Genomic DNA, 21,330 nt, shown 5'->3' with positions numbered 1-21,330 from the left:
TCCCGAGAGGCCGGGCTACATCCCGTCTCAACTGCACAAGGATTAATCACTTGTCCATTCAGGTGGCAGACATTTCGCTCGATCCGGCCGTCCTGCTGGCCCCGATGGCCGGGATCACCGACCTGCCCTTTCGTCGGCTCGTGGCTTCGTTCGGCGCAGGGCTGGTCGTCTCGGAAATGGTGGCCAGCCAGGACATGGTCCAGGCCCGGCCCGGCACGCGCGAGCGCGCGGCGCTGGGATTGGGCGAACAGGCCAGCGCGGTGCAGATCGTCGGGCGCGACGCCGACTGGATGGCGCGTGCGGCGCGGATCCTCGAGGATCAGGGCGCGCGGATCATAGACATCAACATGGGCTGCCCCGCGCGCAAGGTGACGGGCGGCTTCTCGGGCTCGGCGCTGATGCGCGACCCCGACCGCGCGCTGTGTCTGATCGAGGCGGTGGTAGGCGCGGTCAAGGTACCGGTGACGCTGAAGGCGCGACTGGGCTGGGACAGCGACCTGCTGAACGCCCCCGACCTTGCCCGCCGGGCCGAGGCGGCGGGGGTGCGGATGATCACCATTCACGGCCGCACCCGCTGCCAGTTCTATTCCGGCCGGGCCGACTGGACTGCGATCCGCGCGGTGAAACAGGCCGTGTCGGTGCCGGTGGTGGCCAATGGCGATATCGTCGATCCCGCCACGGCGCGCGCGGCGCTGGAGGCCTCGGGCGCGGACGGGGTGATGGTGGGGCGCGGCGCGCAGGGCCGACCCTGGGTTCTGGCGCGGATCGCCGCGGCGCTGGCCGGACGGCCCGCCCCGGCCGCACCGACCGGCGCAGCCTTCGCCGACATGGTGGCGGGCCATTACGAGGCGTCGCTGTCCTTTTACGGCCGCACGCTGGGCGCGCGGGTGATCCGCAAGCATCTGGGTTGGTACATGGACGAGGCGGGCACGCCCCCTGCCCTGCGCCAGGCGGTGCTGACCGAACGCGATCCGGGCCGGGTGCTGGCCCTGATCCCCGATGCGATGGCAGGCCGCAGCGAGAGGGCGGCGGCATGACGCTGGACAAGGACGCGATCTGGACAGCGCTGCCGATCCCGGCCTTCCTGCTGGATGCCGGGGACCGGATCGCCGCGATCAACCCGGCGGCGGAAATCTTCACCAATGCCACGATCAGGGCGCTGCGCGATGCCCCGGTCTTCGACCGACTGGCGGTGGATGCCCCGCTCGACGACGCCTTTGCCCGGGTGAGGGCAAACCGGGCGCCGCTGTTCATCAACGATGTCGACGTGACCGCAGGCACCCGCCCGCCGGTCGAGTGCAACCTTCAGATCGCGCCGATGAATGACGGGCAGGATCATCTGCTGCTGCTGGTCAGCCCGCGCGAGATCGCCGGGCGGCTGGGCCGGGCACATTCGGTCAAGACGGCGGCGAAATCGGCGATCGGCATGGCCGAGATGCTGGCCCACGAGATCAAGAACCCGCTGGCGGGCATCACCGGGGCGGCGCAACTGTTGTCGATGAACCTGCGCAACGGCGATCTGGAACTGACCGACCTGATCGTGGCCGAAAGCCGACGGATCGTGAAGCTGCTGGATCAGGTCGAACAATTCGGCAATCTCAGCCCGCCGAACTGCAAGGCGGTGAACATCCACGACATTCTCGACCGGGCGCGCAAATCCGCGCTGGTCAGCTATGCCGCGCATATGAAGATCGAGGAGGAATACGACCCCTCGCTGCCCGCGACCTGGGCCGATGCCGACCAGCTTATCCAGGTCTTCACCAACCTGATCCGCAATGCCGCCCAGGCCGCCCCGCAAAGGGGGGGCACGATCCGGCTGCGCACCTTCTTCGATCTCGCATTGCGGCTGCGCCACCCCGAAGGCCCGGGCGTGCCTGTGCCGCTGCAGGTCGAGGTCGTGGATGACGGCCCCGGCCTGCCGCCCGACATCGCGGGCGACGTGTTCGAGCCCTTCATCTCGGGCCGCGAGAACGGCACCGGCCTGGGCCTCGCGCTGGTATCCAAGATCATCAATGACCATGGCGGCTGGATCGCGGTCGACTCGGTGCCCGGGCGCACCGTGTTCCGCGTCTCGCTGCCCGTCGCACCCAAACCCCAAGAGCCCAACCCCCAAGAGGATGACAGCTGATGGACGGCACCGTTCTTGTCGCCGATGACGACCGCACGATCCGCACCGTTCTGACCCAGGCATTGACGCGGGCGGGTTGCAAGGTGCATGCGACCTCGTCGCTGACCACGCTGATGCGCTGGGTGTCCGAGGGAAAGGGCGATCTGGTGATCTCGGACGTCATCATGCCCGACGGCAACGGGCTGGAAATGCTGCCCAAGATCGGGCAGGAGCGGCCGGGCCTGCCGGTGATCGTGATCTCGGCGCAGAACACCATCATGACGGCGATCCAGGCCGCGGAGGCCGAGGCCTATGACTACCTGCCCAAGCCTTTTGACCTGCCCGACCTGATGAAGCGGGCGGCCCGCGCGCTGGAAACCAAGCGCCGGGTGCGCAGCCGCACCGAAAGCGTCGAGCCGCCGCGCGACGAGGACGACCTGCCGCTGGTCGGCCGCACGCCGCAGATGCAGGCGCTGTACCGGCTTGTGGCGCGGGTGATGAATGCCGATCTGCCGGTTCTGATCACCGGCGAGTCGGGCACCGGCAAGTCGCTGATCGCCCGCGCGATCCACGACTTTTCCGACCGCCGCTCACTGCCCTTCGTGATCGCGACAACCCCCGACCTCGAGGGCGCAGATGGCCCCTCGGCGCTGGCCGCGCGCGCCCGTGGCGGATCGATCCTGTTCGACGAGGTGGCGGATCTGACCGAAGATGCGCAGGCACGCATCGTGCGTATGCTGGACGCCTTCGGGGATACCGCGCCACGGGTCATGGCCACCAGCCAGACCGATCTGATGGGCCGGATGGAGGCGGGCCTGTTCCGCCAGGATCTGTTTTACCGCCTGGGCGGGGTCACCGTCGCCGTGCCGTCCTTGCGCGAACGGGTGGACGACATCCCGCTGCTGACCGAGCATTTCCTGGCCCGTGCCGAACGCGACGGCGCCGCGCGCCGGACCCTCGCCGCGGATGCAATGGACCTGATCCGCGCCTATAGCTGGCCCGGAAACGTGCGGCAGTTGGAACACACCATTCGCCGCCTTGTCGTCACCAGCCCCGAAGAGATCATCACCCGCACCGAGGTCGAGTCGGTTCTGGGCAACCAGCCCGAGATCGAACCGCTGGTGGGCGGCGGCGAAGGCGAAAAGCTGTCCGCCTCGGTCGGCAGGCACCTGCGGCGCTATTTCGACCTGCATGGCGGTGTGCTGCCGCCTCCAGGGCTGTATTCACGGATACTGCGTGAGGTTGAAATGCCCCTGATCGAGATCGCGCTAGACGCGACCGGCGGCAATCAGGCCAAATGTGCCGATCTGCTGGGCATCAACCGCAATACCTTGAGGAAAAAGATCACCGATCTCGATATCCGCGTGACACGCCGCCGCAAGTTGATGTAATTTCGCAACAGGGCGTTGCGTCTAATCCGCATTTCCGCGGGGCGCGCGTCGGGTAGCGAAGCCGTGCGTCCCGCGGCACAACGACACGAGGCGAGCAGTGGCCAGCGCCACGGGCCGAATGGCCCTTGAACGGCTCTTCCAGAGACGGTCGTCGCGGCGGCTTCAGAACGTCGTGACCCTCGGTCTTGTGGTTTTGGGGCCGCTTCTGGCGATCGGTACCTTCCTGTTGCTCGGCCCGCTTGACCAGGGTGAGACCTCGCATGGGCTGCGCGCGATCTTGCTGGCCGATTTGGTCTATTCGCTGGCCATCGCCACGATGGTCGTGCGCCAGATCGCGCGCATGGTCGCCGCGCGACGCAGCCATTCGGCAGGCTCTCGCCTGCATATGCGCCTGACGGGCGTCTTCGCGACCATCGCTCTGGTGCCCACGGTGCTGGTCGCGGTCTTCGCCGGTCTGACGATCAATATCGGTCTCGAAGGCTGGTTCTCCGAGCGGGTGCGCAACGTGGTGGGCGCCTCGCTTTCGGCCGCCGAAGCCTATGAAGAGGAACATCGACGCGACCTTGCAGCCGACGCGCTGACGTTGGCGGGCTATCTCAACGTCGCGCGCCAGGCCAGCTTCATGCTGTCGGACGGTGAGTTGCGGCAACTTCTGACCCAGGCCCAGGCCCGTGTCCAGCGCGGGCTGAAAGAGGCCTATGTCATTGACGGCACGGGCGAGATCAAGGCCCGCGGCGAACGCTCCTATCTGTTCGATTACGAGCAGCCCGCCGCGCCCGAGATCGCGCGCGCCGCCGCGGGCGAGACGGTCATCATCGAGGATTGGGACAATAACGAGTTCCGGGCACTGCTGGCGCTGGGCGCCTATGTCGACCGTTTCCTCTACATCTCGCGCAGCGTGGATGGCGAGTTGCTGAGCCTGCTGGACGACACCCAGGCCACCTCGCGCCTCTACCAGCAACTCGAAAGCGAGCGCGGGCGGGTGCTGTTCGAATTCGGGCTCCTTTATCTCGGCTTTGCGATGATCCTGATCCTGGCCGCGGTCTGGCTGGGCCTGTGGTTCGCCGAACGGCTGGCGCGTCCGGTGGGCCGTCTGGCAGGCGCGGCACAGCAGGTCGGCGCGGGCGATCTGGACGTGCGCGTGCGCGAAGAGGCGGGCGATGACGAGATCGCCATGCTGGGGCGGATGTTCAACCAGATGACCCGACAACTCAAACTGCAACGCGACGCGCTGCTGGAGAACAACCGCCAGACCGAAATGCGGCGACGGCTGTTCGATTCGGTGCTGTCCTCGGTCACCGCAGGCGTGATCGGGCTGGATGCCGAGGGTCGGGTCGAGTTCATGAACCGCTCGGCGCTGACGTTGCTGCAACTGGACGAGGCGCGCGACAACGGCCACGACCTGCGCGTCGCCGTGCCCGAATTTGCCGCGCTGTTCGACCGGCTGCGGGCCGAGCGCCGCGCCACCGCGCAAGAGGAAATCCGTCTGATCCGCAGCGGCAAGATGGAGAACCTGCTGGTCCGCATGGCCACGCGGCGCGGCGCGGACGGGCAGCGCGAGGGCTATGTGGTGGCGTTCGACGATGTCACCGACCTGGTGACCGCGCAGCGGATGGCCGCCTGGGGCGATGTCGCCCGCCGCATCGCGCATGAGATCAAGAACCCCCTGACCCCGATCCAGTTGTCGGCCGAACGCATCAAGCGCAAGTTCCGCCCGCTGGTGGGCGACCACGCCGAGGCGCTGGACCAGTATACGGACGTGATCGTGCGCCAGACCGGCGATCTGCGTCGGATCGTGGACGAATTCTCGAAATTCGCCCGCATGCCCGAGCCCGAGCGCAAGCCCGTCGACCTTGCCGCGCTGGTCCGCGATGCACTGGTCCTGCAGGAAAGCGGCCAGCCCGGGGTGCGCTTCGTCGCCGACCTGCCCGCGGGCGCGATGCCCGCCGAACTGGACCCGACGATGATCAGCCAGGCGCTGACCAACCTTCTCAAGAACGCAGGCGAGGCCATCGAGACGCGGACCGAAAAGGGCGTGCCCGAAGGCTTCGTGCCCGAGATCCGGCTGCGCCTTCTGAGCGAGGACGCCACCGGCCTGATCGAGATCGCCGACAATGGCATCGGTCTGCCCGAGGACCGCGCCCGGCTTTTCGAGCCCTATGTGACGACGCGCGACAGCGGCACCGGTCTGGGCCTGCCCATCGTCAGGAAGATCGTCGAGGAACATGGCGGCACGCTGGAACTGGTCGATGCCCCACCCTTCGTGCCCGGCGCGCATCGCGGCGCAATGGCGGTGATCCGCCTGCCGGTGGCCGCGGCCGGGCAGCCGACCGAACCTGTTATCAACGAAACCATGAAAGCGGTATCCGGGGAGTAGGACATGGGCGACATCCTGATCGTCGACGACGAGCGCGACATCCGCGAACTGATCGCGGACATCCTGCAGGACGAGGGCTACACGACACGGCTGGCCGCCACTTCGGATGCCTGCATGGCCGAGATCAATGCCGAACCGCCCGCGCTGATGATCCTGGATATCTGGCTGAAGGACAGCACCATGGACGGGATCGACATCCTGTCCCGGGTCAAGCGCGACAATCCCGACATTCCCGTGGTCATCATCTCGGGTCACGGCAATATCGAGATCGCGGTCGCCGCGATCAAGCAGGGCGCCTATGATTTCATCGAGAAGCCGTTCAACATCGACCAGCTTCTGGTGGTGACCCGCCGCGCGATGGAAGCCTCGCGCCTGCGCCGCGAGAACAACGAATTGCGCCGCAAGGACGTGGCCCAGGCCGAGATGATCGGGACAAGCCCGGCCTTCCGGGCGCTGAAATCCCAGCTCGACAAGGTGACCAAATCGAACGGCCGGGTGATGCTGAGCGGCCCTCCGGGCTGCGGCAAGGAGGTGGCGGCGCGCTATATCCATGCCCAGTCGAACCGCGCAGGCGGACCCTTCGTCGTGGTCAACTCGGCCTCGATCGAGCCCGAGCGGATGGAAGAGGTCCTGTTCGGTCGGGAGAGTCCCGCGCGCGGCGTGGAAGCGGGTCTTCTGGAACAGGCCCATGGCGGCATCCTCTATTTCGACGAGGTGGCCGACATGCCGCTGGGCACGCAATCCAAGATCCTGCGCGTGCTGGTCGATCAGCAGTTCCAGCGCGCGGGCGGCACCGACCGGGTGCGCGTCGATATCCGGGTCATTTCATCCACCACGCGCGACCTGCCCGCCGATATCGCGGCGGGCACATTCCGCGAGGAACTCTATCACCGCCTGAACGTGGTGCCGATCGAGGTGCCTGCACTGGACGAACGGCGCGAGGACATCCCCACCCTCGCCCGCCATTTCATTCAGGGTTTCAACCAGAGCCAGGGCCTGCCGCTGCGCGCGCTCGGCGAAGAGGCCGAGGCGCTGTTGCAGACCATGGCATGGCCCGGCAATGTGCGGCAGTTGAAGAACGTGATAGAGCGGGTGCTGATCCTGGGCGAAGGCAATGATCCGATCACCGCCGCGGAACTGCCCATGCCGGTCGAGGGCGCCGCCGATGAGGGGCGCCTGGTGCTGTCGGCGGGGCTGGCCACGCTGCCCTTGCGCGAGGCGCGCGAGTTGTTCGAACGCGAATACCTGCTGACCCAGATCAACCGCTTCGGCGGCAACATCTCGCGGACCGCGAATTTCGTCGGCATGGAACGCTCGGCACTGCACCGCAAGCTGAAATCCCTGGGCGTGGTCACCTCGCCGAAATCGGGCGCGCGGCTCGCCCATTTCGAGGACGAGGAAGAGGAGGCCCGCGCCGATTGACCGACAAGCGGGCTTCTGCGATGCATCGGGGGCGTGTTTCCCCAGTCGGGTGTCCTGAATGAAGGTGATCATCTGCGGCGCAGGCCAGGTCGGCTGGCAGATCGCCCGTCACCTTTCGGGCGAGAAGAATGACGTGACCATCGTCGATCTGAACGGCGACCTGATCCGCCGGGCAACCGATGCGCTGGACGTTCAGGGCATTGCGGGACACGCCTCCTATCCCGACATCCTGGAACGGGCGGGCGCGCGCGATGCCGACATGATCATCGCCGCCACCCAGTCCGACGAGGTCAACATGGTCACCTGCCAGGTGGCCCATTCGGTCTTTGCCATCCCGCGCAAGATCGCGCGGCTGCGCGCCGAATCCTACCTGACTGCGATCTATTCCGAGCTTTACCGCCGCGATCACCTGCCCATCGACGTGGTCATCAGCCCCGAGCGCGAGGTCGCCGAGGCGGCGCTGCAACGGATCGCGGCGCCTGCGGCCTTTGATACCGAGTATTTCCTGGGCGACCAGGCACAGCTTCTGGGGATCGCGCTCGATGCGGACTGCCCGGTACTCAAGACGCCGCTGCGCCAGTTGACCGACCTGTTCTCGACTCTGCGCGCGCTGGTGGTCGGCATCCGCCGCGACGAGACGCTGTTCGCGCCCGAACCCGGCGACCAGCTTTTCCCCGAGGATCAGGTCTATGTCTTCTCGCATGTCGAGGACGTGAACCGGACGCTGGAAATCTTTGGCAAGTCCACGAAAAAACAGGAGCGCGTGGTCATCATCGGCGGCGGCAATGTCGGGCTTTCCGTGGCCCAGGCGCTGGAAAGGCGTGAGGACCGGGTCCGCGCCAAGGTGATCGAGAAGGACCGCGCTCGCGCCGAGACGGCAGCCGATGCGCTGGAACGCACCATCGTCCTGCATGGCGACGGGCTGGATGTCAGCCTGCTGGAAGAGGCCAATGTCGATCGCGCCGACGCGGTTCTTGCGCTGACCGATGACGACAAGACCAACCTGCTGGCCGCGGTCCGGGCCAAGCTGTCGGGCTGCCCGATGGCGATCTGCCTGGTCAACGATCCCGCGCTGGTGCCGCTGATGGGACCTCTGGGCATCGACGCCTATATCAACCCGCGCGCCACCACGGTCAGTTCGATCCTGCGCCATGTCCGGCACGGCCGGGTGCGCAACGTCTATTCCATCGGCGATGCCGAGGCCGAGGTGATCGAGGCGCAGGTGCTGTCAACCTCGCCGATGGCGGGCAAGCGGGTGCAGGACATCGACTTTCCCGAGGGCGCGCTGATCGGCGGCGTGATGAAAGGCGACAGGGTGATCCGGCCCAAGGGCGACACCCGCATCGAGGAAGGCGACGTGGTGGCGATCTTTGCCTTGGCCGCCGATGTGCCCGAAGTGGAGCGCCTGTTGCAGGTCTCCATCGACTTCTTCTGAGACCATGCGGCGGCTTTACGATCTTCCGTTCCTGGTGATCCTGATGGGAATCGGGGCGCTGGCGATGTTCCTGCCGGTGGGCGTGGCGCTGGCGGAACGCGACTGGCTGACCGCGCGCAGCTTTTTCTATTCGGGGCTTCTGTTCAGCGTTCTGGCGGCAGTGCTGGGGCTGGCAACGATCGGCAACCGGGTGACGAACCAGGCCCGCAGTCACCTGCTGGCGATGCTGGGCTTCTACGGGCTGATGCCGCTGATGCTGGCCGTTCCCTTCGTCGAGGCGGTGCCCGGCGCGCGCTATCTTGACGGCTATTTCGAGATGATCTCGAGCCTGACCACCACGGGGGCCACGCTTTACGACGACCCCGCGGCCCTGTCCTCGGGGCTGCATCTGTGGCGGGCATTGGTCGGCTGGCTGGGCGGGTTCTTCATCTGGGTGACGGCAATCTCGATCCTCGCACCGATGAACCTGGGCGGGTTCGAGGTCACGGCAGGTCCCGGCGGCGCGCGGCAACTCGGCGCAACGGGGCCGGGCACGGGCCGGTCCGCCGACCCGCGCGGACGGCTCCTGCGCTTTGCCCGCCGCTTCGCGCCGATCTATCTGGGGCTGACCGCCAGCCTGTGGGTGCTGATGCTGGTCGCGGGCGAGGGTCCGCTGGTGGCAGCCTGCCATGCGATGTCGGTGCTGGCGACTTCGGGCATCTCGCCGGTGGGCGGCGTGCCCGGCGGCCAGAGCGGCTTTGCCGGCGAGCTGTTCCTGTGGGGCTTCTTCATCTTCGCCTTCACCCGACAAAGCTTCATGCTGGATCTGCGCCCCGAAAGCTGGCGTGCGCTGGGCTCGGACATGGAGTTGCGGATGGGGGTGGTGATCGCTTGGGCGGTGACGCTGTTCCTGTTCTCACGCCACTGGCTGGCCGCCTACGAGGGCGCGGTCGAGGAAAGTTCGGTGGCGGCGCTGCGGGCGCTGTGGGGGGCGGTCTTCACGGTGACTTCGTTCCTGACCACCACGGGCTTCGTCTCGTCCGACTGGGCCGAGGCGCAGACCTGGTCGGGACTGGCCACGCCGGGGTTGATCCTGGTCGGGCTGGCGGTGTTCGGCGGCGGGGTGGCGACGACCGCAGGCGGGGTCAAGCTTCTGCGCATCTACGCGCTTTACAAGCACGGGGTGCGCGAGATGGAAAAGCTGATCCATCCTTCCTCGGTCGGCGGCGCCGGAGCCTTTGCGCGGCGCATCCGACGCGAGGGCGCGCAGATCGCCTTTGTCTTCTTCATGCTCTTCGCGCTGTCGGTGGCGGTGACCATGGTGGCGCTGGGCGCGGCCGGGATCGGGTTCGACGCGGCAATGGTGCTGACCGTGGCGGCGCTGACCACCACCGGCCCACTGGCCGCCGCGACGACCGAACCCGCGCTGTCCTATGCCGCGCTGGGCGACGGGGCGCGGATGGTGCTGGCCGCCGCCATGGTGGTGGGTCGGCTGGAGACGCTGGCGATCATAGCGCTACTGAACCCAGAATTCTGGCGCAACTGAGCCGCGGCCACGTTTTTTTCGGATCGCCGACCCATCAAGGGGGGTGGAAAGTCCTGAAACCTCGCGACATACTCGCCCCGAGGGAACGGCTTCTGTCCATCCTGGGGCAGGTCCAGACAACAAGGGCAAGAAACGAATGGCTGCCGACAAGCAGAATTTGCAGGACGCATTCCTTAACCATGTTCGCAAGACCAAGGTGCCGGTCACGATCTTCCTGATCAACGGCGTCAAGTTGCAGGGCGTGATCACCTGGTTCGACAATTTCTGCGTTCTGCTGCGCCGTGACGGGCAGTCGCAGCTTGTCTACAAGCATGCGATCTCGACGATCATGCCTTCGCAGCCGATCAATCTTTACGACGGTGAGGATTGAGTCCCTCTGACCTTCTGGAGCATGGCCCCCAGGTGACGCGCGCCTGGGTGCTGCATCCCGATATCGCATCGGACCGCACGCGGCGCGATGCCCGGCCCGCGCTTGAGGAAGCGGTGGCGCTCGCCGCGGCCCTGCCCGGCCTTGATGTGGCCGGGTCCGAGATCGTGCCGCTGGCCAAGGTGCGGCCGGGCTGGCTGTTTGGTTCGGGCAAGATCGAGGATCTGGGCACCCGGCTCAAGGCCGCCGAGGTCGAACTGGTGCTGATCGACGGTCCCGTGACCCCGGTGCAGCAGCGCAACCTGGAACGGGAGTGGAAGGTCAAGATCCTCGACCGGACCGGGTTGATCCTGGAAATCTTCGCCGACCGCGCCCGCACCCGCGAGGGCGTGTTGCAGGTCGAACTGGCCGCGCTGTCCTATCAGCGCACGCGGCTGGTGCGGGCCTGGACCCACCTTGAACGCCAGCGCGGCGGCCTTGGCTTCGTGGGCGGCCCCGGCGAGACCCAGATCGAGGCGGACCGCCGCGCCATCGACGAGGCGATCGTTCGGCTGAAGCGGCAGCTTTCCAAGGTGGTGCGCACGCGCGACCTGCACCGCGCCGCGCGCCGCAAGGTGCCGTTCCCGGTGGTGGCGCTGGTGGGCTATACCAACGCGGGCAAGTCGACGCTGTTCAACAGGCTGACCGGGGCGGAGGTTCTGGCCAAGGACATGCTGTTTGCCACGCTCGACCCGACCATGCGCAGCATCACGCTGCCCAGCGGGCTGAAGGTGATCCTGTCCGACACGGTGGGCTTCATCTCGGACCTGCCGACGCAACTGGTCGCGGCCTTCCGCGCCACGCTGGAGGAGGTGCTGGAAGCCGATCTGATCCTGCATGTGCGCGACATCGCCCATCCCGACACCGAGTCCCAGGTCGCCGATGTCCGCGCGATCCTGACCGATCTGGGCGTTACCGAGGAGACGCCGCAGATCGAGCTGTGGAACAAGACCGACCTGATCGAGCCCGGGCAGCGCGAGGCGCTGGCGGCGGTGGCGGCCCGGCATGAAGGGGTGCGCACGATCTCGGCCTGGACAGGCGAGGGGATCGAGGGGCTTCTGGAGGCGATCACCGCGGCACTGGACGAAACGCGCGTGCGGCGCGAGGTGAATCTGGGCTTTTCCGACGGGCGGCGGCGGGCCTGGCTTTATGCCGAAGGCGTGGTCGAAGCCGAGCAACAGGGCGAGGACGGCGTCGTTCTGACGGTCAACTGGACCGCGCGGCAGGAACAGAGGTTCCGGGCACTGACCGGGGAATAGCCGCCGCGCGGATAAAAAATGGCGGCCCGAAAGCCGCCAGTTTGTGCATCATCCCGAACGAAGGGTCGTGATCGTCATCGCGGGGGAAGGCGTCGGTCACGCACCGGCACCGGAATCGGCGCCAGCGCCTCGGCCAGCCCACGCACACGCTCCGGCTGGCGCCGGCCGCGCGAACCGTCATTCCCGTCGCGTGCCATGGACATCACCGCGATGCCGAACTGCACGCCCGAGAAGACGATACCGTTGAAGAGGAACAGCAGCACCGCCGCCAGCCACCCGCCCGAGACATGGGTGACAAGGTGCCAGAGATTGGCCACGTTGAAATGGAGCAGCAGCGCCACGAAGACGAATGACAGGATGAAACCTATGATCGTCTGACGAATATAAAGGCTGATCAGTGTGGGCATGGACCGACTCCGTTGCTTCCCACTATTAGGTAGCCATTCATGGAGCGATTCCAAGAAGAATCTCGCACCCCCCTATTCGGATCATGCGGCCTGGGCGTTTCAGAACGCCTCGGGTCGGGCTTCCCGCGCCATGTGGTCCAGCACCGCATTGACGAATTTGGGCTCGCGGCCCTCGGGAAAGAACGCCTTGGCGACATCGACATACTCGGTGATGACCACCTTGGGCGGTGCCTTGCCGTCCACCAGTTCGGCGCCCGCGGCGCGGAACAGCGCGCGCAGCGTCGGGTCGATGCGCGCGATCGGCCATTTCGCCACCAGCGCCCGGTCGGTCATCTGGTCGATCTTCGCCTGCCAGGTCACCGCCCCTTCCAGCGTGGCGCGGAACAGCTCGACATCACCCTCGGCCAGTTCCTCGCCTTCCTCGTAGGAGGCCCCGAAGCGCCATGTCTCGAACTCGCGGCAGACGGCGTCCACGCTCTGGCCCGATTGCTCCATCTGGAACAGCGCCTGCACGGCGTAAAGCCGGGCGGCGGATTTCATCTGGCGGCGTTCGGCGGCAGAGGTCATGCGCGGTCCGCCCCCTCGGCGATCTGGAACCCGCCCGAGGGCCGGAAGCCGACGCCACGGGTTTCGCCGCCCCAGCGCCGGGCCAGCGCGATCAGGTGCAGCGCCGCCGCGGCCGCGCCGCCGCCCTTGTCCATGTCCGCGGGGTTCGCCCGTTCAAGCGCCTGTTCGTGGTTTTCCACGGTCAGGATCCCGTTGCCGATCAGCGCGCCCTGAAGCCCCAGCAGCATCAGCCCGCGCGAGCTGTCGTTGCAGACGGTTTCATAATGGCTGGTCGCGCCGCGGATCACGCAGCCCAGCGCCACATAGCCGTCGAAATTCGACAGCCGATGCGCCAGCGCGATTGCGGGCGGCAGTTCCAGCGCGCCGGGCACCTCGATCAGGTCATGGGTGGCGCCCGCGGCGTCCAGTTTCGCCCGCGCGCCCGCGATCAGCATCTCGGCAATGTCGCGATAGAAGGGCGCGACCGCGATCAGCAGCTTTACCGGCCGGTCAAAGACGGGCAGCGGCAGGATGTGGTGGGGATCCTGGTCGGCCATGTCTCAGCCCTCCATCTCGATCTTGCGGGTGCCCGCTATGGACAGCCCGTAGCCCTCAAGCCCGACGACGCGCGGCAGGGGCGAATTGGTCAGAAGCGTCAATTCATGCAGCCCCAGCGCGGCCAGGATCTGCGCGCCCAGCCCGTACTGGCGCAGTGTCTGGGGCGAGACCCCGCCGCCGCCAAGCTTCATCGTGGTGTCACGCAGCAATACGACCACACCGCGCCCTTCGGCGGCAATGATCTCCATCGCGCGCGCAAGCTCGCCCGCGGGGTGCGGCCCAAGGCCAAGCACGTCCTGCAACGGGTCAAGCGCGTGCATCCGCACCAGCACCGGACCGGGTGCGGCGATGTCGCCCTTGGTCAGCACCACATGCTCGGCGCCCTGGGTCACATCGGCGAAGATGCGCATCAGCCAGTCGCCGCCATGGGCCGAGGTCACTTGCCGCGCGGCGGTTTCGTTCACCAGATTATCGTGGCGGCGGCGATAGGCGATCAGGTCGGAAATCGTGCCGATCTTGAGTCCGTGCCGCTGGGCAAAGGCCACAAGGTCGGGCAGCCGCGCCATCGAGCCGTCCTCGTTCATGATCTCGCAGATCACGCCCGAGGGGTTCAGCCCCGCCAGCCGCGCGACATCGACCGCCGCCTCGGTATGGCCCGCACGCACCAGAACGCCGCCATCGCGCGCGCGCAGCGGGAAGATATGGCCGGGCGTGGCGATATCGGCCGCGGTCTTGCCCGCGTCGATGGCCACGGCCACGGTGCGGGCGCGGTCATGGGCGGAAATGCCGGTGGTCACACCCTCGCGCGCCTCGATCGAGACGGTGAAGGCGGTCTCGTGGCGGCTGGAATTGTAGGACGCCATCAGCGGCAGGCCCAGCGCATCGACCCGCTGGCCGGTCAGCGTCAGGCAGATCAGCCCGCGGCCATGGGTGGCCATGAAATTGATCGCCTCGGGCGTGGCCATCTGGGCGGGGATGACCAGATCGCCCTCGTTCTCGCGGTCCTCGTGATCGACAAGGATGAACATCCGCCCGTTGCGCGCATCCTCAAGGATCTCCTCGGTCGAGGAGATGGCGTCGCGGAAGTTTTCCTGATCGGATGCGGAGGTCTCGGTGGTCATGGTCTGCCCGTCTTTGGCTGTCGCGAGGCAGATAGACCATCGCAAGACAGAGCGCCAGAGGGCGCGCTTATCCCGCGGCCTCGGCCAGCCGGGCGACATAGCGCGCCAGCGTGTCGATCTCCAGATTCACCCGGTCGCCCACCCGCGCCAGCCCCCAGGTCGTGGCCTGTTTGGTATGGGGGATGAAATTGACGCCGAAGCTGGCGCCCTCGACCTCGTTCACGGTCAGCGAGGTGCCGTTCAGCGCGACCGAGCCCTTGGGCGCGATGAACTTCGCCAGCACATCGGGCGCGCGAAAGGTGATGCGCGTGCTGTCGCCCTCGTCCACCATCGCGACGATCTCGGCCAGCCCGTCGACATGGCCCGACACGATATGCCCGCCCAGTTCGTCGCCGACACGCAAGGCGCGTTCCAGGTTCATCCGGCTCCCCTCGGCCCAACCGCCCAGATTGGTCTTGGACAGCGTCTCGGCCGAGATCGAGACCGCGAACCAGCCGCCCCTCTCGTCCCGGCCCCGGTCGGTCACCGTCAGGCAGACGCCGTCGCAGGCGATCGAGGCGCCGATCTCGATGGTCTCGGGCGCATAGCCGCAGCCGATCCGCGCGGTCAGGTCGCCGCGCTTTTCCAGCGCGCGGACGGTGCCGATATCGGTGATGATGCCGGTGAACATGGCGCTTGGCTCCTTCTGCGGTTCTGCGCCCGACCTAGCGGCTGGCCGCGTGCAGGGCAAGCGCCGCGGGGACACAGGCCACGGGACCGCGACCGGCTGACATACCCGGCGACCGACAGGATGCCGTTCGCGTCCGGTTCCTGCCTTCGGCGGCGTTCCCCGGCGCGGCGGACAGGCAACACCTTCGACTTGCCGGAACAGAGGCGCAAGGACGGGGCTGGCCCGAAGACCCGCGGCCCTGTATCGTAAGCGCAAAATATCGTGACAGTTCCAAGCTGTCCGGGACGACCCTGAGGCAGTTTCAAGCAAGAACAAGGACGCCGAGCAGTGAGAGTCATGTATTCCCGGGGGGCGAGGGCCGTGGCCCTTCTTGCCCTCGTGGCGACCGTGAGTGCCTGCGGCCTGCCGCGCTCAGGCCCCAACAAGCGCGAGATCTTTTCCGGAGCGATCCAGAAACAGGGCGATTCCTTTGTGGTCGCGGTCAATGACCATGTGACACGGGCAACCGCGGTGGTCCCGGCCATCGGCTTTCCGCCCGAGTTCCGCGGCGCAGGCCTCGTCACCGCCGACATCATCCAGCCGGGCGACGTTCTGGGTCTGACCGTCTACGAGAATGTCGACGATGGAATCCTTGCCCGCCAGGGCGCCAGCGCCGCGCTGCTGAACGAGGTGCAGGTGGACGATGCAGGGTTCATCTTCATTCCCTATGCCGGGCGGATCCGCGCGGCGGGCAACACGCCCGAGCGGCTGCGTCAGATCGTGACCGAGAAGCTCGACGCCCAGACCCCCGATCCGCAGGTCGTGGTGCGCAGGCTGGCGGGCGACGGGGCGACCGTATCGGTCGTGGGCGGCGTCGCGGGCCAGGGCGTCTACCCGATCCAGCGCCCCAACCGCACGCTCTCCGGCATGCTGGCCACCGCAGGCGGCCTCTCGATCCCGCCCGAAGTGGCGCGCATCTCGGTGCTGCGCGGCAGCCAGCGCGGCGATGTCTGGTTCCAGGATCTCTACAGCCACCCCCAGATCGACATCGCCCTGCGCAACGGCGACCGCATCCTCGTCGAGCGCGACACCCGCGCCTTTACCGCGCTCGGCGCGATGGGTGCCCAGCGCCGGGTTCCGTTCGAGACGCAGAACCTGTCGGCGATCGAGGCGATCGCCCAGGTGGGCGGGCTGAATACCGGGCTGGCCGATCCCAAGGGCGTCTTCGTGATGCGCAACGAATCGCAAGAGGTGGCCCAGATGGTTCTGGGCCGCGCCGACCTGATCGGCGAACAGCGCATGGTCTATGTGCTGGATCTGACCCAGCCCAACGGGATGTTCCTGGCCCGCGATTTCGCGATCCGCGACGGTGACACGGTCTATGTGACCGAGGCGCCCTTCGTGCAGTGGCAGAAGACGCTGAACGCGATCACGGGCACGGCGGGCACGGCGAACAACCTGACCAACCTTGCGGACGGCAACTGACCGGGGCGATGCGCCCCGACCGCGATAGCGACGCCGCCGGGGGGCAGATCCCTCGGCGGCTTTTCGTTTTCAATGGCGGCTTCCTGACCGGGCGGCGGGTGCGGCGCATCCTGATGCTGGCCGGCCACGAGATCCGGCTTGGCCTGCCCGGCCCCGACGATCTGGTGGCAGTCTGGGGCGCGCGGCCGAGTGCGGGGCGCGGGCTTGCGGTGGCGACGGCTCGCAAGGCGGGCGTTCTGCGCATCGAGGATGCGTTCCTGCGCTCTCGGTCCTGCCGGGGCGGGCGCGGGGTGCGGGCGGGCCGCTGGGGCTGATGCCCGACCGGCGGGGGGGTGCATTTCGACCCGTCCTGCCCGTCCGATCTGGAACATCTGCTGGCCACCCACCCGCTGGACGACACCGCGCTGCTGGACCGGACACGGGCGGCCATCGGGCGGCTCAGGCAGGGCATCTGAGCAAATACACGGGCTTCGACCCGGCCAGACCGGTTCCCGAACCCGGCTATGTTCTGGTGATCGACCAGAGCCGGGGCGATGCCTCGGTCGGCACAAGCGGCGCGGATGCCGGCACCTTCCGCGAGATGCTGGCGATGGCGCAGATCGACACCCCCGGCGCGCTGGCCGCCCATGCCTGGCTCTGGCGCTAGCGCCCCGACCCGGGCGACGGGCCGGGGGCAGGTTCATCCGACTAGGCGTCGTCGGACAGCAGCGCCTTCCAGATCAGCGCACCGATGGCCGCCCCGATCAGCGGCGCCACCCAGAACAGCCAGAGCTGGCCCAGCGCCCCGGTCTCGGCAAAGACTGCCACGGCAGTCGAGCGCGCCGGGTTGACCGAGGTGTTGGTCACCGGGATCGAAACCAAGTGGATCAGCGTCAGCCCAAGCCCGATCGCGATGGGCGCAAAGCCAGCCGGGGCGCGCGCCGAGGTCGAGCCCAGGATGATGATGAGGAAGGCCGCGGTCAGCACGATCTCGGCCAGCAGCGCGGCGACCATGCCATAGCCCCCCGGCGAGAGCGTGCCATAGCCGTTCGAGGCAAAACCGCCCGCCGTCCAGTCGGGCGCGCCCGAGGCGATGAGGAACAGCACCACCGCCGCCGCAAAGCCGCCCACCACCTGCGCCGCCCAATAGGGCAGCAACTCGCCCCAGCCGAAGCGGCCGCCCAGCGCAAGGCCCAGCGAGACGGCGGGGTTGAAATGGCCGCCCGAGATATGACCGACCGCATAGGCCATGGTCATCACGGTCAGACCGAAGGCGATGGAGACGCCGACAAAGCCGATCCCGAGGTCTGGAAAGCCCGCCGCCAGCACCGCGCTGCCGCAGCCGCCGAAGACGAGCCAGAATGTGCCGAAGAATTCGGCCGATAGTTTCTTGATCATGTCGCACCTTTTGGAGCGTTGAAATACTGGGCGTCCTGAAACTCGGGAAAACTCCGCCCGAAGACGGCCCCGCACTGGTCCGAATACACGCATCCTCCGCGGCCTGGCCCGGAGGATGCAAAAGGATTGTGGCAGTTTGTCGCAGGACGCAAGCGCCTTGACGGAGGACCGCGCCGGTCAGGCCCGTTCCCAGCGATGCATCACGTCGCCGCCGATGGCGCGGGTCTCGATCAGGCGGAATCGTGGCGCCTCGGCCAGCCGCGCCAGCCCCAGCGCGCCCAGCGCAGGCCGCCCCTCGGCGCCCAGCGCCAGCCCGGCGGTAAAACCGACAAGCTCGTCCACCAGACCCGCCGACAGCAGCGCGGCGGCCAGGCTGCCGCCGCCCTCGCAGAACACCCGCGTCAGCCCCGCCGCGCCCAGCGCGCGCAGCACCGCGGCCGGGTCGAGCTGACCGCCCGGGCCGATGGTCCCCTCGATCAGCCGCGCGCCCAGCCCTTGCCAGTGACTGCGGCGGTCGGGCGTGGCATCGGGGCCATGGCACAGCCACAGCGGCACCGCAGCGGCCGTCGTCGCAAGCCGCCCCTCCGCCGGCAGGTCGAGCCGCCGGGACAGCACCACGCGCACCGGCTGATGCGCCACGCCCAGACCCCGCACGGTCAGATCCGGATCGTCGGCCCGCGCGGTGCCGCCCCCCACCATCACCGCGTCATGCCGGGCGCGCTGGGCATGGACCAGGCGTCGCGCGCCCTCGCCGGTGATCCAGCGGCTTTCGCCCGTCGCGGTGGCAATCCGCCCGTCGAACGACGTGGCCAGTTTCAGCGTGACCGCGGGCCGTCCCTCGATCCGGTTCAGCAGGAAGCCGCGATGCGAGCGCCGGGCGGCCTCGGCCAATACGCCGGTCTCGACCGCGATGCCGGCCGCGCGCAGGATCGCATGGCCGCGCCCGGCCACCCTGGGATCGGGGTCTTCCAGCGCGGTGACCACGCGGGCCACGCCCGCCGCCACCAGCGCCTCGGCGCAGGGCGGCGTCGCGCCGTGATGGGCACAGGGCTCCAGGCTGACATAGGCCGTGGCCCCGCGCGCCGCCGCGCCCGCCTGGGCCAGCGCCAGGGGTTCCGCATGCGGCCGCCCGCCCGGCGCGGTCCAGCCGCGCCCGACGATCCGTCCCCCGTTCACGATCACGCAGCCGACGGCGGGGTTCGGCCAGACCCGCCCCTGCCCGCGCGCGCCCAGCGCCAGCGCCAGCGCCATGAACCGCGCGTCGTCCCTTGCGCTCACTCCTCGGCCGCGGCGCCGGGGCGAAGCTCGCTCACGAACTTGTCGAAATCGTCCGCCGCCTGGAAGTTCTTGTATACGCTGGCAAATCGCACATATGCGACGGTGTCGATCCGGGCCAGCGCCTCCATCACGATCTCGCCGATGGTCTTCGAGGGGATGTCGGTCTCGCCCATGCTTTCCAGCCGCCGCACGATGCCCGACACCATCTGGTCGATCCGCTCGGGATCGACGGGGCGTTTCTGCAATGCGATACGGACCGAGCGTTCCAGCTTGTCGCGGTCGAAATCCTCGCGCCGTCCGTTCGACTTGATGACCACGAGATCGCGCAACTGCACCCGCTCATAGGTGGTGAAACGCCCGCCGCAGGCCGGGCAGAAGCGGCGTCGCCGGATCGCCACATGGTCTTCGGCGGGGCGTGAATCCTTCACCTGAGTGTCGATATTTCCGCAGAACGGGCAGCGCATGGCCTCTCCCTCGGTGGTGCTGAAATGTTTTCCACAGCGACTATAGGGGAGCCTCAAGGATTTGGGTAGTGGCCTTTTCATCCCCTAGATATGGGGCAAACAGGGTGCATCACGCCCCCGCCGCCCCGGCGGGGAGGCCCGGGCAGAGGGCGGGACGGGGAACCGCGACGCGGCGCGACTCGGGGTTAACGGGCTTGTCCGGCAGGGCCGGGACAATCGGAAACGCATATGATTTCCATATGAATTCCATATGACCTTTTGCGGAGGGGCGGGCGGTTAACGGGGCGGGCGGCGCGCAACGGGGGGCGGGACGGGTTGGCACCCACCCTACGGGGGTCGCCGGGGCCGGATGGGCGCGGCACGCGGTTCAGAGATCCAGCCGACCCTGTGCGCCGCGGTCTTCTTCGCGCGCGGCGCGCTTGAAGGTGTCGTCGCGGCGGGCGGGCAGCCTGACGGCGCGGTCGCGGAGCGCGAGCGCCTCTTCGATGGTGACGATCTGGATGCGGGGCACGGGGTCGAAGCCGTCCATCTGGTAGAGCCCCGCGGCGGCGGCCTCGGCGGTCATGGTCTTCCTGGGCGGGGTCAGGGTCAGGAAGATGCCGATCTCGGCCCCTTCGCGTTCGATCACGCCGCGCAGGTCGCGGATCATCGAAACGCCGACATTGTCGCCCGCCTTGACGCTGACCACGGCGCGCGACGTCTTGCCGAAATAGATGTTGCCGTCGATCCCGCGATCCGCGCCCTTCTTGCCCAGATTGCCGGGCTGGGCATTGATGAGGGACAGCGCCCATTTCTCGAACTCGAAATAGTAGTTCTTGTCCTCGCGCCCCCGATTTGCCATGTCGCGGGCACCGGCCAGATCCTGCGGCACGCCATGGGTGGTGAACTGCACCTTGGGGAAGGCGTCGCGCAGGCGTTTCTCGATCAGGCCGATGGCCAGATGGGTGACGTCGATGCCGATCCACTGGCGACCCAGCTTTTCGGCGGCGTGGACGGTGGTGCCGCAGCCGCAGAACGGATCCAGCACCAGATCGCCGGGATTGGACGAGGCGGCGACGATGCGTTCCAGAAGGGCCACGGGTTTCTGGGTGGGGTAGCCGAGGCGTTCCTGGGCCTGGGAGTTGATCGGTCGGATATCATCCCACGAGTCAGAGCAAGGAACGCCGGGCATTTCATCAAGGTAACGCTTATAGCGCGGCACTCCTCCGGGCTTCGGTTGAACAATCCGACCCTCCACTATCAATCGCGCCATGTTCTCTTTGCTATAGCGCCAATGTCGGGAAACACCCATTACTTCATAATAGGCGTTCCCTTTCGCTGCACCGCCTGGGCCAGTGAGGTTGTCGAGCATGAAGCGGCGCCCATCAGGGTCAACGCCCGTGTATTTGCTTCTTACATATTCCTCGTCATAGGCAGCGAACGGTTGATTAGGCTCCAGACCCATTGATTTCAGGTCTTTGGCGTGATTCAGGCTCCGCGAGGAGACCTGATCTATGAGCAATCTTTACTGGCTGACCGAGGCG

19 protein-coding genes and 1 pseudogene are annotated in these 21,330 nt (G+C 67.5%); 11 read left to right on the top strand and 9 right to left on the bottom strand.

The features are described from left to right. Positions 1 to 62 precede the first annotated feature (62 nt). The 9 genes from dusB to hflX all read left to right on the top strand — a co-directional run bounded on the left by dusB (position 63) and on the right by hflX (position 11,922). A complete protein-coding gene (gene dusB / locus EV216_RS07480) occupies positions 63 to 1,037 on the top strand; it encodes a tRNA dihydrouridine synthase DusB (RefSeq protein ID WP_424511175.1) in 975 nt (324 codons plus the stop codon). Next, the gene (locus tag EV216_RS07475) at positions 1,034 to 2,128 is read left to right on the top strand and encodes a two-component system sensor histidine kinase NtrB (RefSeq protein ID WP_132694439.1); all 1,095 of its coding nucleotides are present in this window, start codon (positions 1,034 to 1,036) and stop codon (positions 2,126 to 2,128) included. Before dusB ends, EV216_RS07475 begins: the two co-directional genes overlap by 4 nt. Next, on the top strand, positions 2,128 to 3,498 hold the full coding sequence (locus tag EV216_RS07470; protein ID WP_132694438.1) for a response regulator: 1,371 nt from the start codon (positions 2,128 to 2,130) through the stop codon (positions 3,496 to 3,498). The genes EV216_RS07475 and EV216_RS07470 overlap by 1 nt, the downstream gene beginning before the upstream one ends. A 118-nt stretch (positions 3,499 to 3,616) precedes the next feature. Beyond that, complete coding sequence (locus EV216_RS07465; RefSeq protein ID WP_132694437.1) at positions 3,617 to 5,875, top strand: sensor histidine kinase NtrY-like; 2,259 nt, start codon at positions 3,617 to 3,619, stop codon at positions 5,873 to 5,875. A 3-nt stretch (positions 5,876 to 5,878) separates the two neighbouring features. Then, positions 5,879 to 7,297: a nitrogen assimilation response regulator NtrX gene (ntrX, locus tag EV216_RS07460; protein WP_132694436.1), complete on the top strand. Its 1,419-nt coding sequence runs from the start codon at positions 5,879 to 5,881 to the stop codon at positions 7,295 to 7,297. 58 nt (positions 7,298 to 7,355) lie between these two features. Next, the gene (trkA, locus tag EV216_RS07455; RefSeq protein WP_132694435.1) at positions 7,356 to 8,732 is read left to right on the top strand and encodes a Trk system potassium transporter TrkA; all 1,377 of its coding nucleotides are present in this window, start codon (positions 7,356 to 7,358) and stop codon (positions 8,730 to 8,732) included. Between the two features lie 4 nt (positions 8,733 to 8,736). Further along, a complete protein-coding gene (locus EV216_RS07450) occupies positions 8,737 to 10,257 on the top strand; it encodes a TrkH family potassium uptake protein (protein ID WP_132694434.1) in 1,521 nt (506 codons plus the stop codon). A gap of 136 nt (positions 10,258 to 10,393) precedes the next feature. Further along, complete coding sequence (gene hfq, locus EV216_RS07445; RefSeq protein WP_081535796.1) at positions 10,394 to 10,627, top strand: RNA chaperone Hfq; 234 nt, start codon at positions 10,394 to 10,396, stop codon at positions 10,625 to 10,627. Further along, positions 10,624 to 11,922, top strand: a complete 1,299-nt coding sequence (gene hflX / locus EV216_RS07440) for a GTPase HflX (RefSeq protein ID WP_243642011.1) — start codon at positions 10,624 to 10,626, stop codon at positions 11,920 to 11,922. Before hfq ends, hflX begins: the two co-directional genes overlap by 4 nt. A 74-nt stretch (positions 11,923 to 11,996) precedes the next feature. Here hflX and EV216_RS07435 read toward each other — a convergent pair whose 3' ends face one another. From EV216_RS07435 to EV216_RS07415, 5 genes are all read right to left on the bottom strand, one after another. Next, on the bottom strand, positions 11,997 to 12,329 hold the full coding sequence (locus EV216_RS07435) for a hypothetical protein (RefSeq protein ID WP_132694433.1): 333 nt from the start codon (positions 12,327 to 12,329) through the stop codon (positions 11,997 to 11,999). A gap of 99 nt (positions 12,330 to 12,428) precedes the next feature. After that, entirely contained in the window at positions 12,429 to 12,896 is a 468-nt protein-coding gene (gene nusB / locus EV216_RS07430; RefSeq protein ID WP_132694432.1) for a transcription antitermination factor NusB, read from the bottom strand. Further along, positions 12,893 to 13,432, bottom strand: a complete 540-nt coding sequence (locus EV216_RS07425; RefSeq protein ID WP_132694431.1) for a 6,7-dimethyl-8-ribityllumazine synthase — start codon at positions 13,430 to 13,432, stop codon at positions 12,893 to 12,895. The genes nusB and EV216_RS07425 overlap by 4 nt, the downstream gene beginning before the upstream one ends. A gap of 3 nt (positions 13,433 to 13,435) precedes the next feature. Beyond that, positions 13,436 to 14,554 (bottom strand): 3,4-dihydroxy-2-butanone-4-phosphate synthase, encoded by a 1,119-nt coding sequence (ribB, locus tag EV216_RS07420; RefSeq protein ID WP_132694430.1) that lies wholly within the window; start codon positions 14,552 to 14,554, stop codon positions 13,436 to 13,438. Between the two features lie 67 nt (positions 14,555 to 14,621). Then, a complete protein-coding gene (locus tag EV216_RS07415) occupies positions 14,622 to 15,224 on the bottom strand; it encodes a riboflavin synthase (protein ID WP_132694429.1) in 603 nt (200 codons plus the stop codon). A gap of 336 nt (positions 15,225 to 15,560) precedes the next feature. Here EV216_RS07415 and EV216_RS07410 point away from each other — a divergent pair, with 336 nt between their 5' ends. Further along, a complete protein-coding gene (locus tag EV216_RS07410; protein ID WP_132694428.1) occupies positions 15,561 to 16,688 on the top strand; it encodes a polysaccharide biosynthesis/export family protein in 1,128 nt (375 codons plus the stop codon). Positions 16,689 to 16,696: 8 nt separating this feature from the next. After that, a pseudogene (locus EV216_RS18655) lies at positions 16,697 to 17,304 on the top strand (capsular polysaccharide export protein, LipB/KpsS family); the annotation flags it as partial. A gap of 71 nt (positions 17,305 to 17,375) precedes the next feature. On the opposite strand, the gene aqpZ reads toward EV216_RS18655, so the two are convergent. The 4 genes from aqpZ to EV216_RS07385 all read right to left on the bottom strand — a co-directional run bounded on the left by aqpZ (position 17,376) and on the right by EV216_RS07385 (position 20,978). After that, positions 17,376 to 18,065, bottom strand: a complete 690-nt coding sequence (gene aqpZ, locus EV216_RS07400) for an aquaporin Z (RefSeq protein WP_132694426.1) — start codon at positions 18,063 to 18,065, stop codon at positions 17,376 to 17,378. Positions 18,066 to 18,242: 177 nt separating this feature from the next. Then, complete coding sequence (gene ribD / locus EV216_RS07395) at positions 18,243 to 19,343, bottom strand: bifunctional diaminohydroxyphosphoribosylaminopyrimidine deaminase/5-amino-6-(5-phosphoribosylamino)uracil reductase RibD (protein WP_279388195.1); 1,101 nt, start codon at positions 19,341 to 19,343, stop codon at positions 18,243 to 18,245. Next, positions 19,340 to 19,807: a transcriptional regulator NrdR gene (gene nrdR, locus EV216_RS07390; protein WP_132694425.1), complete on the bottom strand. Its 468-nt coding sequence runs from the start codon at positions 19,805 to 19,807 to the stop codon at positions 19,340 to 19,342. Before nrdR ends, ribD begins: the two co-directional genes overlap by 4 nt. Before the next feature lie 367 nt (positions 19,808 to 20,174). Further along, positions 20,175 to 20,978, bottom strand: a complete 804-nt coding sequence (locus EV216_RS07385; protein ID WP_243642010.1) for a DNA methyltransferase — start codon at positions 20,976 to 20,978, stop codon at positions 20,175 to 20,177. Positions 20,979 to 21,330: the final 352 nt, after the last annotated feature.

It is taken from the genome of Rhodovulum steppense (assembly GCF_004339675.1).
GTDB lineage: Bacteria > Pseudomonadota > Alphaproteobacteria > Rhodobacterales > Rhodobacteraceae > Rhodovulum > Rhodovulum steppense.
The sequence above is the reverse complement of the archived record's forward strand: the minus strand, read 5'-3'. Positions and strand labels throughout refer to the sequence as shown.

Bases quoted from the DNA above. Each gene is read 5' to 3' on its own strand.
- EV216_RS07475 (WP_132694439.1), top strand. From the start codon at position 1,034: ATGACGCTGGACAAGGACGCGATCTGGACAGCGCTGCCGATCCCGGCC.
- EV216_RS07470 (WP_132694438.1), top strand. From the start codon at position 2,128: ATGGACGGCACCGTTCTTGTCGCCGATGACGACCGCACGATCCGCACC.
- EV216_RS07465 (WP_132694437.1), top strand. From the start codon at position 3,617: ATGGCCCTTGAACGGCTCTTCCAGAGACGGTCGTCGCGGCGGCTTCAG.
- ntrX (WP_132694436.1), top strand. From the start codon at position 5,879: ATGGGCGACATCCTGATCGTCGACGACGAGCGCGACATCCGCGAACTG.
- trkA (WP_132694435.1), top strand. From the start codon at position 7,356: ATGAAGGTGATCATCTGCGGCGCAGGCCAGGTCGGCTGGCAGATCGCC.
- EV216_RS07450 (WP_132694434.1), top strand. From the start codon at position 8,737: ATGCGGCGGCTTTACGATCTTCCGTTCCTGGTGATCCTGATGGGAATC.
- hfq (WP_081535796.1), top strand. From the start codon at position 10,394: ATGGCTGCCGACAAGCAGAATTTGCAGGACGCATTCCTTAACCATGTT.
- EV216_RS07435 (WP_132694433.1), bottom strand. From the start codon at position 12,329: ATGCCCACACTGATCAGCCTTTATATTCGTCAGACGATCATAGGTTTC.
- nusB (WP_132694432.1), bottom strand. From the start codon at position 12,896: ATGACCTCTGCCGCCGAACGCCGCCAGATGAAATCCGCCGCCCGGCTT.
- EV216_RS07425 (WP_132694431.1), bottom strand. From the start codon at position 13,432: ATGGCCGACCAGGATCCCCACCACATCCTGCCGCTGCCCGTCTTTGAC.
- ribB (WP_132694430.1), bottom strand. From the start codon at position 14,554: ATGACCACCGAGACCTCCGCATCCGATCAGGAAAACTTCCGCGACGCC.
- EV216_RS07415 (WP_132694429.1), bottom strand. From the start codon at position 15,224: ATGTTCACCGGCATCATCACCGATATCGGCACCGTCCGCGCGCTGGAA.
- EV216_RS07410 (WP_132694428.1), top strand. From the start codon at position 15,561: ATGTATTCCCGGGGGGCGAGGGCCGTGGCCCTTCTTGCCCTCGTGGCG.
- aqpZ (WP_132694426.1), bottom strand. From the start codon at position 18,065: ATGATCAAGAAACTATCGGCCGAATTCTTCGGCACATTCTGGCTCGTC.
- nrdR (WP_132694425.1), bottom strand. From the start codon at position 19,807: ATGCGCTGCCCGTTCTGCGGAAATATCGACACTCAGGTGAAGGATTCA.
- EV216_RS07385 (WP_243642010.1), bottom strand. From the start codon at position 20,978: ATGCCCGGCGTTCCTTGCTCTGACTCGTGGGATGATATCCGACCGATC.